General features: G+C 62.0%; 14 protein-coding genes and 3 tRNA genes. 13 read left to right on the top strand and 4 right to left on the bottom strand.

The window, feature by feature from the left end:
• Nucleotides 1-65 precede the first annotated feature (65 nt).
• Entirely contained in the window at nt 66-554 is a 489-nt protein-coding gene (locus VJ604_RS17290; protein ID WP_324084658.1) for an FKBP-type peptidyl-prolyl cis-trans isomerase, read from the bottom strand.
• Between the two features lie 186 nt (nt 555-740).
• Between VJ604_RS17290 and VJ604_RS17285 the strand changes: the two genes are divergently transcribed.
• Complete coding sequence (locus VJ604_RS17285; protein WP_324084656.1) at nt 741-947, top strand: MerR family transcriptional regulator; 207 nt, start codon at nt 741-743, stop codon at nt 945-947.
• A 150-nt stretch (nt 948-1,097) separates the two neighbouring features.
• On the opposite strand, the gene VJ604_RS17280 is transcribed toward VJ604_RS17285, so the two are convergent.
• Entirely contained in the window at nt 1,098-1,568 is a 471-nt protein-coding gene (locus VJ604_RS17280; protein ID WP_324084654.1) for a hypothetical protein, read from the bottom strand.
• A gap of 253 nt (nt 1,569-1,821) precedes the next feature.
• Here VJ604_RS17280 and VJ604_RS17275 point away from each other — a divergent pair, with 253 nt between their 5' ends.
• The 4 genes from VJ604_RS17275 (at nt 1,822) to VJ604_RS17260 (ending at nt 4,814) form a co-directional block, all read left to right on the top strand.
• Nucleotides 1,822-2,478, top strand: a complete 657-nt coding sequence (locus VJ604_RS17275; RefSeq protein WP_324084652.1) for a YceH family protein — start codon at nt 1,822-1,824, stop codon at nt 2,476-2,478.
• 14 nt (nt 2,479-2,492) lie between these two features.
• Nucleotides 2,493-2,795: a DUF2288 domain-containing protein gene (locus tag VJ604_RS17270; RefSeq protein WP_324084650.1), complete on the top strand. Its 303-nt coding sequence runs from the start codon at nt 2,493-2,495 to the stop codon at nt 2,793-2,795.
• Between the two features lie 13 nt (nt 2,796-2,808).
• The gene (locus VJ604_RS17265; RefSeq protein WP_324084647.1) at nt 2,809-3,534 is read left to right on the top strand and encodes a DUF1847 domain-containing protein; all 726 of its coding nucleotides are present in this window, start codon (nt 2,809-2,811) and stop codon (nt 3,532-3,534) included.
• Nucleotides 3,535-3,995: 461 nt separating this feature from the next.
• On the top strand, nt 3,996-4,814 hold the full coding sequence (locus VJ604_RS17260) for a flagellin N-terminal helical domain-containing protein (protein WP_324084645.1): 819 nt from the start codon (nt 3,996-3,998) through the stop codon (nt 4,812-4,814).
• Nucleotides 4,815-5,151: 337 nt separating this feature from the next.
• On the opposite strand, the gene VJ604_RS17255 is transcribed toward VJ604_RS17260, so the two are convergent.
• Nucleotides 5,152-5,859, bottom strand: coding sequence for a response regulator (locus VJ604_RS17255; protein ID WP_324084642.1), 708 nt, complete (start codon nt 5,857-5,859; stop codon nt 5,152-5,154).
• A gap of 250 nt (nt 5,860-6,109) precedes the next feature.
• Nucleotides 6,110-6,673, bottom strand: coding sequence for an RNA 2',3'-cyclic phosphodiesterase (thpR, locus tag VJ604_RS17250; RefSeq protein WP_324084641.1), 564 nt, complete (start codon nt 6,671-6,673; stop codon nt 6,110-6,112).
• Nucleotides 6,674-6,794: 121 nt separating this feature from the next.
• On the opposite strand from thpR, the gene serS reads away from it, so the two are divergent.
• From serS to VJ604_RS17210, 8 genes are all read left to right on the top strand, one after another.
• Complete coding sequence (gene serS, locus VJ604_RS17245) at nt 6,795-8,063, top strand: serine--tRNA ligase (protein WP_324084639.1); 1,269 nt, start codon at nt 6,795-6,797, stop codon at nt 8,061-8,063.
• A gap of 5 nt (nt 8,064-8,068) precedes the next feature.
• Nucleotides 8,069-8,154: transfer RNA gene (locus VJ604_RS17240), tRNA-Ser, on the top strand.
• Nucleotides 8,155-8,196: 42 nt separating this feature from the next.
• Nucleotides 8,197-8,290: transfer RNA gene (locus VJ604_RS17235), tRNA-Ser, on the top strand.
• Between the two features lie 48 nt (nt 8,291-8,338).
• Nucleotides 8,339-8,833, top strand: a complete 495-nt coding sequence (locus VJ604_RS17230) for a DUF2155 domain-containing protein (protein WP_324084638.1) — start codon at nt 8,339-8,341, stop codon at nt 8,831-8,833.
• Between the two features lie 8 nt (nt 8,834-8,841).
• Nucleotides 8,842-8,918: transfer RNA gene (locus VJ604_RS17225), tRNA-Arg, on the top strand.
• 149 nt (nt 8,919-9,067) lie between these two features.
• Nucleotides 9,068-9,268, top strand: coding sequence for a cold-shock protein (locus VJ604_RS17220; RefSeq protein WP_324084636.1), 201 nt, complete (start codon nt 9,068-9,070; stop codon nt 9,266-9,268).
• A gap of 279 nt (nt 9,269-9,547) precedes the next feature.
• Nucleotides 9,548-11,419 (top strand): GAF domain-containing protein, encoded by a 1,872-nt coding sequence (locus VJ604_RS17215; protein WP_324084634.1) that lies wholly within the window; start codon nt 9,548-9,550, stop codon nt 11,417-11,419.
• 113 nt (nt 11,420-11,532) lie between these two features.
• A partial coding sequence (locus tag VJ604_RS17210) for a cache domain-containing protein (protein ID WP_324084633.1) occupies nt 11,533-13,044 on the top strand: 1,512 nt, incomplete at its 3' end.

The raw sequence follows: 13,044 nt of genomic DNA, 5'->3' as shown, positions 1-13,044 counted from the left end.
AAAATTGGAAAGGGCGGCCATTGACCGCCCTCCCGTGAACCTCTTTCCGATTTTCCTGACGAGAATTAGCGGATTTCCAGCAGCTCGACCTCGTAGGTGATATCTTCACCGGCCAGCGGGTGGTTGGCGTCGACAGTGACGGCCTCGTCGGAGACCTCGACGATGGTCACCCCGATCGGCTCGTCGTCATCGCCGGTGAATTCCAGTTCCATCCCGACGTGAGGATCGATGTCGCTCGGGAACTGCTCGCGGCTGATCGAGAATACCTCTTCCTCGTCGTATTCCCCGAAGGCATCTTCGGCGGGAATCACGATGGTCTTCTTTTCGCCCGGGGCCATGCCGATCAGGGCTTCCTCGACTTGCGGGAAAAAGTCCTCATTGCCGATGGTGATTTCCAACGGTCCGGTCTCGCAGCCGCAACCCTCGTCGTCGCAGTCGCAATCGGAATCGTTGCAGCAGTCGTCTTCCGCCAGCGAGGTATCAAAAACCGAGCCGTCTTCCAGGGTGCCGGTGTAATGGATGAGGACCTTATCACCTTTCTTCGCAGTTGCCATTTTCAAAATTTCCTTTCTGTGTTGAGTTCCGCCCAGGGCGGCTTTTCTAAAAGTTTTCTTGAATGGTACGTGCGCTCAGCACCGGAGTCCAGTAAAATCGACAATGGCTGGAATTTACGCCGGTGGGCTTTACAGTCACTGCGGGATTTGAAACAATAAAAAGAAGTCCTGAAGGAGGTGCAGCCGATGGAAAAAAAAGAGAGAAAGGTGACGGTGGAGGAATGGACCAGCCGCTTCCGCGCCCTTGGTCTGGACGACGAGATGATGGGGCACTGGCACACGCTGTTCGAGCGCGAGAACCCGTCGGGGCACCAGAGCTTTCTGGAGTGGCTCGGCCTGCCGGAGGAGCGGATCGCGCAGGTGCGTGCCAAATCGACGGAAGCGAAGAAGTGAGAGGGGCGCTCTTCCGGACCACTTGCGGCAGAGCCGATTTCTATAAATAGACCGCCTGCCGGAGTCGGGAGCGCAGAAAAAGAAATCCCCCCTTGGCCCAAGAATGATTAAGGCCGAGGGGGGATTTCGCCGTCTTGGGGCGTCACCTTGTCAGGCGTTAGCCTTGTCTTTCAGCTTTCGTGCAGCGAAGTTGTAGCACTGCAGGTAGGTGAGGATGGTCAGGATGAAGCTGTAGTAGATGATGCTGAGGATAAAGGGGGCGCTGGGGGCGGCCATGACGAAAACGACGAAGAAGCCAAGCGTGGCGATCTTGATGATGTCGCTCCACTTCTTTTGCTTGGCCAAAGCGTCCGTCTCCGCTTTGCTCAGTTTGGGTGCCGTCAGGGCCAGGTCGCGCTCGGCCTCCTTCCCCGCGAACTTGTAGATCGGGTAGAACATCAGGGCCTGGAAGGCAACCGCCGCCAGCACGCCGTGCATGAACCGGTACTCTAAATTGATCGCCCGAAGCTTCGCCTGAAAATTAACCGCCATGTACACGAGCAGGGCCACCAGTCCGAACTGTACGACCCCGAAAATCTTGATGGTCTTGTTGAGCTTCCGGAAATCCAAGGCATTTGTCATAAGGTTTGACTCCTCGCAGGGGTTTCGGCCCTCGCGTCGGCGGCCGTATACAAACCATAACAAATAAAATGCTGTTTTACAAGAAGAGAAGAACAGACCAGATTTTCGACAGGTCCGCCCCCCTTTGCGCTCGTACCTATCGTTCTCATGTTCCAGCTTGGCAGCGCTCGCGGCGATTGAAGGTCAGGCCTCTTTTTGCATTGATCCCGCCGGTGGAATAAAGTAGATTTTCCAGACCCTGAAAGGAGTGGACATGGACATCACGCTGAACGAGGTCGAGGTGCGGGTGCTGGGCTCCCTGATCGAAAAGGAGCTGACCACCCCCGAATACTATCCGCTTTCCCTGAATGCCCTGGTGAACGCCTGTAACCAGAAGTCCAACCGGGACCCGGTGATGACCCTGGACGAGGGGGAGGTCAGCAAGGCGCTGGACGCGCTGCGCTTCAAGCAGCTGGCCCTGGTCTCCGGGAGCGGCGGCCGCGTCGCCAAGTACCGCCACGCCCTGGTGGAGAAATTCCGCTTCACCCCCGCCGAGCTGGCGCTGATCTGCGAGCTCCTGGTCAGGGGACCGCAGACGGTCGGCGAACTGAGGACCAGGGGTGAGAGGATGTACAGCTTCCCGGATCTCTCCGATGTCGAGACGGTGCTGGAGGATCTGATGGAGCGGACTCCTCCGGTGGTGGTCAAGCTTCCGCGCCAGGCCGGGCGCAAGGAGCCGCGCTACTGCCAGCTTTTCGCCGGCGAGCCGGATCTGGCCGCTTTGGAGGCGGCTGCGGCCGAGCCCTCCCGCCCTCGCGGCGGTGCTGACGAGGAAAGGATCGCCAAGCTGGAAGAGGAGGTCACGGGCCTTAAGGAAGAACTGTCCGCCTTGAGGGAGCTCCTGGCGGAGTTCAAGAAATCATTCGAATAAATGGAGAAGCTTTGATGACCGTAACCAGGGAAGAGATGGCAACCAAGGTCGATGTCACCGATTGGTTCTCGCTGCGGGCGCATCTGGAAAGAGGCGGGGTGATCGTGATCGACAATCTGCTCGACCTCGTCGAGGTGGCGCTGAAGGTGGCCAACGATGACAGCAAGGCCATAGAAGGGTGGATAACCGCGGGGCAGATCGGCAAGCCGACCGCGCAACAGATAGAGAAATGGGACGCCGAGAAGGGGAAGCAGTTCCTCTGCCTCATCGTCTCCCCATTCGTGCTGGTTCAGGAAAAGTTGCCCGAGAGCGGGTGACAGGGAGGGTTCCATGGAAAACGAGAAGACACTCGAGGTCTCCTGCTCGCGCTGCAGCGCGGTATGGCAAAAGAACGGCACCACCAACTGCTGGAGCGGCGACCCCCAGACGGCGCCCCCCAAACCCGGCAACTGCCCGACCGGCGCCCACGCTGCCATCATCGAGGAGGCGGTCAGCCAGCTGAAAGGGGAGGGGGAGGACGCGAAGCTCGCCTATGTCGCCGCCCGGGTGGAGGGGCTCTGTTACCAGCCCATCCCCGGCACCGACACCATCAACGCGCGCTGGACCCGGGTCGAGGACACCATCGCCCTCGCCAAACTGATGGGATACCAGAAGATCGGCATCGCCACCTGCATCGGGCTCTTGGAGGAAACCGACCGGCTGGTGGCGATCCTCAACGCGCAGGGGCTCACCCCCTTGAGCGTCTGCTGCAAGGCGGGAAGCATCGACAAGAAGGAACTCGGCCTCAGCGAAGAGGACAAGGTGCGGCCGGGAACCTTCGAGCCAGCCTGCAACCCCATCGCCCAGGCCGAGATCTGCAACGCGCTGGAGACCGACATGAACATCATCGTCGGCCTCTGCGTCGGCCACGACATGCTGTTCAACAAGCACTCCAAGGCACCGGTCACCACCTTGGTGGTCAAGGACCGGGTCACCGGCCACAACCCGGCCGCCGTTCTCTACGGACAGAACTTCTACTACAAGAGGCTGCAGAAAGGGCCGATGAAGGTCGAGTAGCCGTCCCCGCACTCCCTGAGCGTTCTAAGAAAAGCCCGCCTTTTTTCGAGAAGGCCGGGCTTTTTTTACGGGCGCACCACGGATTTCTCCGACAGCGTGAGACGGAATTTTGACAAGTGTCGGAAATCCAGTCGGTAGAGCTTGACCTCTCCGTTAGGAATGGGAGGAAGCTTCAGCGGCATCATTAATTTTGCCGGCAGCGGCGGAAAAATTTTTAGAAGCAGGCAAAGGAGAACAGGCTGCGGGGAAAATAGATCGGTAAGCAGACGCAATGATTACGAAACAGGAGAGGCCGCACTATTTCAGGGGAAGGGTGAGGTGACGCTTGGAGATGCCAACTGCCTGAAAGATTGGGGAAGTTACATGAAGGTGGCACGCTCGGTGTACCGGGGGAGGCATCGGCCGCGTAGTAACTCCGGCAAGAAGCCGGAACAACCAATTCCCAAGAAAGGAGCACCACCATGTCAGTAAGCGATATCTCTCTCACCGCAGGCATGCGGACCAACCTCATGAACCTGCAGAACACCAGCCAACTCCTGAACAGAACGCAGGAGCGGTTGTCCTCGGGCAAATCTGTCAACAGCGCCCTCGACAACCCGACCAACTACTTCTCCGCCCAGAACGCCAACCAGCGCGCCGAGGACCTCTCCTCCCGCAAGGACGGCATGTCCGAGGCGGTGCAGACGGTGAACGCGGCGAACGCCGGCATCTCCGCCATCACCGGCCTGATCAGCGCAGCAAAGGGTGTCGCCCAGTCCGCCCTTTCCACCAGCGACACCAACGTGCAGTCGAAGCTGGCAGCCCAGTACGACACCATCCGCAGCCAGATCGACAACCTGTCGTCCGACTCGGGTTACCAGGGGCTCAACCTGCTCAGCTCGACCAACACCCTGACCGTCAACTTCAACGAGAACGCCTCCTCAAAGCTTGACGTGGTCGGCTTCCTCGCCAGCTCCTCGGGCCTCAGCCTGACCGGGGCGTCCAACAACTGGCAGACCACCTCGGACATCTCCGCCGACTCCGCCAAGATGGACTCGGCGATCACCACCCTGAGGAGCAACACCCAGACGCTCGCCGCCAACATGAACATCATCACCACCCGTCAGACCTTCACCGATGGCATGATCAACACGCTGCAGACCGGTGCGGACAACCTGACGCTGGCGGACATGAACCAGGAAGGTGCCAACATGCTGATGTTGCAGACCCGTCAGTCCCTGGGCACCACCTCCCTGCAGATGTCCTCGCAGGCGGCGCAGGCAGTACTCAAGCTGTTCTAACCCCAACCGTCGTCCTGGAGGGGCCCTCCCCTCCAGGCGGCGCATTTACACCTCCACCCTCCTAAAAAGAACACTAATTGGTAACGGATTCCGCCTATCACGTCCCCCTTCTTGATAAAGGGGGGAGAGGGGGGATTTGCCTTTGCCCCCCACTGGCTCGGCCCCGTTCCCCCCCCCAAAGAGAAGAGCCGGTGGCGGAATTTTGACCCCGTCGACCGGCCCCATTTTTTCTGCTGCTAGCCCAAGCTCCATCTATCAACCTAAGACAAGCCAAAGCTCGCGAACCGCCGCGGTGAACGGCATTTTCTTAATCTTGATCTCGATCTCGATCTCTCCCTCAATCCGTCCCCTTCATCCGGTACCCCACGCCGGGCTCCGTCACGATGTAGCGAGGGCGCGAGGCGTCCAGCTCGATCTTTCTCCTGAGGTTGCTGATGTTCACCCTGAGCACGTGCGGCTGCTCCAGGTAGGCGACCCCCCAGATCCGCTTCAGGATCTGGCTGTGGGTCAGTACCTTGCCGGCGTGCATGACGAGCATCCGGAGCAGCTCGTATTCGGTCGGGGTGAGCGAGACTTCCTCCCCCCTGATGGTGACCCGGCGGTGCGGCAGGTCGACCTGCAGTTCGTCGATCAGGAACACCGGCTCGGGCGCTTCCTGCAGGGAGCGGCGGAGCGCGACCTTGATGCGGGCGAGCAGCTCCCCGATGCCGAAGGGCTTGGTCAGGTAGTCGTCGGCGCCGGCATCCAGCGCCTTCACCTTGTCGTCCTCACGCTCCCGCACCGACAGCACGATGATGGGAACCTGCGACCATTCGCGAATCCTGCTGATCACCTCCACCCCGTCCAGGTCGGGAAGCCCCAGGTCGAGCAGGATCACGTCCGGCCGGGTGGCGACCGCGGCGGCCAGGCCCGCGTGGGCGTTGGTTGCCTGGTGCACGGAAAATTCCATGCTGTCGAGGGCTGTTTTCAGGAAGCGCTGGATGGCCGCCTCGTCGTCGATCACCAGAATCCTGGGGAGGTTTTCCCTGCCGTGTTCGGATGGCATGCTGTCACTCACCTCGGCATTGTTGATTGGGCGCGGCTGCGAGTGGGCAATCCCTGCCTGCCGTCCCTGGTGCGGCACACTATGCCACAAGTTGATGCTTCCCACTAGGGCTAAGAAAAGGTGGCGGTGCTAGATGGTGACCAGGACTGGCAGGATCACCGTGGTCAGCCCGGCCCGCTGCAGGCGGCGCCATTATCCCCCAACTGGTTGCAGTGGGGCAGCATTTGCGGGGAAGCAGTATGAAGCGGAGTCAGCCGGTGCAGGGGTAGACGGCTTCCCTGGTGTGGATGGCGCCCTGGCGGGTGAGCACGCTCGAGTAGAGGATGAATTCGCCGACCTCGAAGGTGGGGCAGGAAAGGGCTGCGTGGCTTTTCTCGAACTGCAGCACGGCGGAGGGGGCGGTCTCCTTGAGGCGGGCCAGGGTGATGTGCGGGGAGAAGGGGCGCTCCTCCGGCGGAATGCCGGCGTCGATCAGAGCGAGCTCGACCTCCTGCTGGAGGGCAATCAGCGGCCCGCACCCCTCCATGCCCACCCAGAGCACCCGCGGATGGCTGCGGGGAGGGAAGTGGCCGACCCCGCACAGGGTGAGCGGGAAACGGGCGAAGCGGACCCGCTGGAGAGCGTCTGCTATTGCGGACAGGGTCTGCTTGCTGACCTCGCCGATGAAGCGCAGGGTGAGGTGCAACTGTTCGAGTTTCACCCAGGAGGCGTGGGGGAGTTCCCTGGAGAGCCCGTGCAGGGGGGCCTTCACCGGGTCGGGGAGGTCGATCGCCACGAACAGCCTGATCAGTTGTGGGGGGGAGGTGTTAGTCAAGGCGTGCTCCTGAAACAAAAAAGCCGCTCTGGCTGGGAGCGAGCGCAAAAAATGGTTGACGAAGGGGGGTTACGATGCTAGAAAGTATAGCTTTGGTAAGTGCGAAGTAAAGGTGCCATAGATGCTCGACGCGAGATACATACGCGAAAATCTTGAGACAGTAGAGGCCCGGCTGAAGACCAGGGGGGAAGGGATCAACCTCGCCCTCTTCAAGGAACTCGACGGCCGCCGCCGCGAACTGCTCCAGCAGAGCGAGAATCTCAAAGCGACCCGCAACAAGGCCAGCGAAGAGATCGCCCGCCTCAAGGACAAGAGCCAGGCTGAAGGGCTCAAGGTCGAGATGCGCGAGGTCTCCCAGCAGATCAAGGGGATCGACGAGTCGCTCAAGGTGGTCGAGGAGGAGCTGCAGAATTTCCTCTTGACCGTCCCCAACATCCCGCACGCCACCACCCCGCTCGGCAAGTCCGAGGAGGACAACGTGGTAGTGAGGACCTGGGGGGAGATCCCGGAGCTCTCCTTCGCCGCCAAGCCGCACTGGGAAGTGGGCGAGGAGCTGGGCATTCTCGACTTCGAGCGGGGCGCCAAGCTGACCGGGGCCAGGTTCACCCTGTACCGGGGCGCGGGCGCACGGCTGGAACGGGCTCTCATTAACTTCATGCTCGACCTCCACACCGAAGAGCACAAATATATTGAAATGCTCCCTCCCTTTATGGTAAACAGGGAAAGCATGACCGGGACGGGTCAGTTGCCGAAGTTCGAGGAAGATCTCTTCCACCTGGAAGGGGTCGATTTTTTTCTCATCCCCACGGCTGAAGTCCCCGTAACCAACATCCATCGCAGCGAGATCCTCAAGGGGAGCGAGCTGCCGATCAACTACGTTGCGTACACCCCCTGCTTCAGGAAGGAAGCCGGCTCCTACGGTAAGGACACCCGGGGGCTGATCCGGCAGCACCAGTTCAACAAGGTGGAGCTGGTCAAGTTCACCGACCCGGCCACCTCCTACGAGGAGCTGGACAAGCTGCTCGGCAACGCCGAAGAGGTGCTGAGAAGGCTCAACATACCCTACCGGGTGGTGGAGCTCTGCACCGGCGACATCGGCTTCTCGGCGGCCAAGACCTTCGACATCGAGGTCTGGCTCCCCGGGCAGAACTGCTACCGCGAGATCTCTTCCTGCAGCTGTTTTGAAGATTTCCAGGCGCGTCGGGCCGGTATCCGTTTCCGGCGGGACGAGAAGGCGAAGCCCGAATTCGTCCACACGCTGAACGGCTCAGGCCTCGCCGTCGGCAGGACCGTGGTGGCGGTGCTGGAGAACTACCAGCAGGCCGACGGTTCGGTGCTGATACCGGAAGCCCTCAGACCCTACATGGGCGGGGTGGAGAGGATCAGCTAGGATTCGGAGGAATGGCCGAGTGGTTGAAGGCGGCGGTCTTGAAAACCGTTGAACGAAAGTTCCGTGGGTTCGAATCCTACTTCCTCCGCCAACTATTTGGTTTCAGCAGCAAAAGGCAGTAACGGTATCACACGGAGAGATGGCCGAGTAGGTCGAAGGCGCTCGCCTGCTAAGCGAGTATACTGGGTAAACCGGTATCAAGGGTTCGAATCCCTTTCTCTCCGCCACTTTTTTAGCAGCATGGGGTAAAGGTTTCAGCGGCAGCGGAGGTTCTGGTGAAGCGATCGATGAAGCTGCTGGTTTTGGCAGTTTTCGCGTTGGGTATCGCAGCAGGTTGTAACGAACAGAACAGCAAGCCGCCCGCAGTAGCTAAGCCGATACCCCACGCCAAAGGGCAGCCCCCCAGAAGCGCCTCGGTAGTCGTGGTCCCCGAGAGCGTGAAAGGGAAGTGGAAAGCGGTGAAGATCCAGGTCGCCGAAAAGACCGGCGGACGGCAGGAGATCTACACGGTCCCCATCGGCAGCGAGTTCAAGCTTCCAGGTTCCAAGCTGAGCATCACGGTGGAAAACTTCCTGCCGGCCTTCGTGATGGAAGGCACCACCCTCACCTCGGAATCCAACGAGCTGAAGAACCCGGCGGCGCAGTTGAGCGTCAGGGAAGGTGGGAAGGAGATCTTCAAGGGGTGGCTGTTCAGCCTGTACCCGACCACCCATGCCTTCCAGCACCCGCAGTACGGTTTCACCCTGGTCGATTACGTACCGGCCAGTTGATACAAGTTGCGCCCGTAGCTCAGCTGGATAGAGCACCAGACTACGAATCTGGGGGTCAGGAGTTCGAATCTCTTCGGGCGCGCCATACAAAAAGAAAGCACCTACGGGAAACTGTGGGTGCTTTTTTTTCTGCTCCCCCGCTTGCACCCCAGATAAATCCTGCTAACATTTCCACTGCTCCGGGGGCGCTTCCTCGAAAAATCTCTAATGGACAGATACAGGAGGGTGTACGTAATGGTTAACGGTACCGTAAAATGGTTCAACGACGCGAAGGGTTTCGGCTTTCTGCAGCAGGAAAACGGCGAGGACGTTTTCTGCCACTTCTCCGCCATCTCCGGCCAGGGCTTCAAGTCCCTTGCCGAGGGCGACAACGTGACCTTCGACATCGTCAAGGGTCCCAAGGGTCTGCAGGCAGCCAACGTGATCAAGCTCTAGCAGAAAACCAAAGGCTCACCAGCCCAAAAAAAGCCCCGGATCCTCCGGGGCTTTTTTTTCGGCAGCTCCACGTGCAGACGGAGCGGAGTTCCCCGGGATCAGCGCCGCTCGCGGCCGAGCCCGACAGGGCGCAGGCGCTCGCGGAGCCTCTTCACTATTGGTCGGTGCCAACGAAATTACCTTGAATCTTTGCCAGCCTTGAGGTAGTTTCCGGACACCACCGCTGTCATTTTGCACCCCCGCGCCTACTATGGTCTCCGGATGAGAGACGAGGTTACTATGGCAGAGGAGACCAAAACCCGGGAAGAGCTGCTGGCCGAGATCGCGGAGCTTCGCCAGGCCCACCACGAGGCCGAGGAGCATATCCGCCGGCTGAGCGGGCTCTACGCCGTGGCCCGCGCCCTGGACCAGGCCATCGTGCAGGGGATGGACCGCGATGCCATCTTCCGCGAGTTCTGCCGGGTGGCGGTCGAGCTGGGGGGCTACCGCCTGGCCTGGGTGGGACTGCTGGACAGGGAGAACGGCCTGATCCGGCCGGTGGTCGCCTTCGGCGAGACCGGCTTTTTGGAGGGGCTGGAGGTCTCTATCTACGATCAGCCGAACGGCCAGTGCCCCACCGGCATCTCGGTGCGGCAGCAGAGCTACCACGTCTGCAACGACTTCCAAAACGCGCTCTACACCTACCCCTGGTGGCAGAAGGCGCGCGAGTACGGCCTCAAGTCCTCGGCCAGCATCGCCATCTGCCAGAACCGGGAGGTGGTGGGCGCCATGTCGCTCTACGCCGGGGAAAAGGATGCCTTCGACCTGCAGCACGTGGAACTGTTGCAGCAGATGGGGGAGGACATCTCCTTCGCGCTCGACCACCTCCTCCTGGAGGCGCGGGTCAGGGAGGCGCAGCTGGAGGCGCAGCTGGCACGGGAGCGGGAGCAGGCGGAGGAGGCGCTGCGGCTCTCCGAGGAGAAGTTCTCGCTCGCCTTCGCCAGAAACCCGGCCGGCATCGCGCTCACCCGCCTGGAGGACGGCGTCCTTTTGGAGATGAACGAGACCTGGCTGGGGCTGCACGGCTACCGGCGGGACGAGGTGCTGGGGCAGTCGGTCTGGAAGCTCCCCATCTGGCCCAACCTCACCGAACCGCTGCGCTTCGTGCAGGAGCTCAAGGAGAAGGGGTGGGTGGCCGGGCGGGAACAGGCCTTCCTCAACAAAGACGGCGAGCAGTTCGTGGCCGAGCTTTCCGCCCAGGTGCTGACCGTGCGCGGGGAGGAGGTGATCCTCTCCACCATGATCGACATCACCTCCCGCATCAACGCCGAGGCAGCCCTCAAGGAGCTCAACGAGGAGCTGGAGATCCGGGTCGCCCTGAGGACCGCGGAGCTCGCCGACCATATCGAGATGCTGAAGAGCGAGACCGCCGAGCGGATCCGGGCGGTGGAGGAGCTTCGGCAAAACGAGCAGCTGCTCATCCACCAGAGCAGGCTGGCGGCCCTGGGGGAGATGATCGGCAACATCGCCCACCAGTGGCGCCAGCCCTTGAACGCGCTCGGGCTTTTGATCCAGGAGGCGCCGCTCCTCTACGAGGCGGGACAGTTGAGCCCGGAGCTATTGGAGGAGAGCACGGACAAGGCGATGGTGCTCATCAAGCACATGTCGAGCACCATCGACGATTTCCGCAACTTCTTCCGCTCCGACAAGGAGAAGGTCTCCTTCCGGGTGCGTGAGGAACTCTCCAAGACCCTGTCGCTCATCGAGGCGGGCTTCAAGGCGAAGCACATCAAGATCGAGGTGCAGGGGGGCGCCGATCCCGTCATCCACGGTTATCCCAACGAATTCTCGCAGGCCCTCTTGAACATCCTGTTAAACGCCAGGGATGCCCTGGCGGAGCGGAAGGTCCCCCGGCCGAGGGTGCTGGTGGCCGTGACCTCGGAGGACGAGCGGGCCGTGGTGGCCATCACCGACAACGCCGGCGGCATCCCCGACGAGATCATCGGCAAGGTCTTCGAGCCGTACTTCACCACCAAGGGCCCCCAGGCCGGCACCGGGGTGGGGCTCTTCATGTCCAAGAACATCATCGAGAAGAACATGGGGGGGCGCCTCACCGTCTGCAACGTGGAGCAGGGGGCCTGCTTCAGGATCGAGATGACCTGCGACCGCTAGGGCTCATCCGACCCTGGCCGCCGGCCGGCCCGGGACCGTGCTCCCCGCAGTTCCCCGATATCTCTCGATATTTCAGTTGTAAACAGTCCAACTATTTAGTAGCGTAAACCCTCATGAGAGTCACGAACCCCTCCACCATCCGCCATCAGCTGGCCGGGTTGATGCTGGCTGCGGTGCTGCCGGTCTGGCTGGTGTCGGGCTGGCTGGTCTTCCACGCCTACTCGGCCAAGAGGGACCAGGTCAGCGCCACCATGCAGGAGTCGGCGCGCTCGCTGGCCATGGTGGTGGACCGCGACCTCGCCAGCGTGCAGGCGGCGCTGCAGGCGCTGGCCACCTCGCCCGCCTTCCTGGCGGGGGACTTCACTGCCGTGCACGGGCAGGTGATGGAGCTTCTGAAGTCGTACCCCGGCGCCGACATCATCGTCGCCGACCAGAGCGGACAGCAGCTGGTCAATTCCGCCCGTCCCCTGGGGACTCCCCTGCCGCGGCGCAACAATCCCGAGACGGTGAGGCGCATCTTCACCGAGGGGAAGCCGGTGGTGAGCAACCTCTTCTTCGGTGCCCTCACCAAGCGCCCGCTGATCAGCATCGACGTCCCGGTCGCCAGGGAGGGGAAGGTGCTCTACGACCTGGCGATGACCTTCCCTTCCGATCGGATGGGGGCCCTCTTGAGACAGCAGCGGCTGTCGGCGGGGTGGTACTCGGTGATCGTGGACGGCAAGACGGTGGTGGTCGCCAGGTCCCGCTACCCCGAGCGCTTCGTCGGTAAACAGGCCAACCCGGCCCACCTGAAACAGGCGGCGCTTGCCGAGGGGAGCGCGGAGTACGAGAACGTGGAGGGGGAGCGGGTGCTGGTCGCCTTCTGCCGCTCATCCCTTTCCCCCTGGCGGGCGGTGGTCGGCGTCCCCAAGGCCGTCATCCTCTCCGACATCTACCTCTGGACCGGCTGGGCGATCGCCGCTGCCGGTCTCATCTCGCTGTTCGGCATCGGCCTCGCCTTGAGCTTCGCGCGCCGCATCGCCGGCGACATCCACTCCCTGGCCGAGCCTGCCGCGGCGATCGGCCGGGGCGAGCCGGTGGCCCCCTTTGGCAGCTTCGCGGTGAGCGAGATCGGGGTGGTGGCCAGCGCCCTCAGGCAGGCCTCCGACCTGATCCAGGTCCGCGAGCGGGAGCTCGAGCGCTCGCTGGAGATCCTGGCCAGGGAAAGCGCGGAGCGCCGGGAGGCGAACGAACGGCTGGAGGCGACCCTTGCCGACCTCAAGCGCTCCAACGAGGAGCTCGAGCAGTTCGCCTACATCGCCTCGCACGACCTGCAGGAGCCGCTCAGGATGATCGCCAGCTACACCCAGCTCCTCGACCAGCGCTACGGCGACCGGCTGGACGACAAGGCGAAGAAGTTCATCGGCTACGCGGTGGACGGCGCCGTCCGCATGCAGCGCCTGATCAACGACCTGCTGGAATACTCCCGGGTCAGCAGGCGCGGCGCCGCCCTGGAGCCGGTGGAGGCACGGGTGGCGCTGGCCGACGCGCTCGGCAACCTTGGCGCCCTCCTCCAGGAGAGCCAGGCAGTCGTCCTGCAGGGGGAACTCCCTACCGTGCGCGCCGACGTGACCCAGTTGTGCCAG

It is taken from the genome of Geomonas sp. (assembly GCF_035254065.1).
GTDB lineage: Bacteria > Desulfobacterota > Desulfuromonadia > Geobacterales > Geobacteraceae > Geomonas.
Note: the sequence above shows the minus strand (reverse complement) of the source record. Positions and strands in the feature narration are given on the sequence as shown.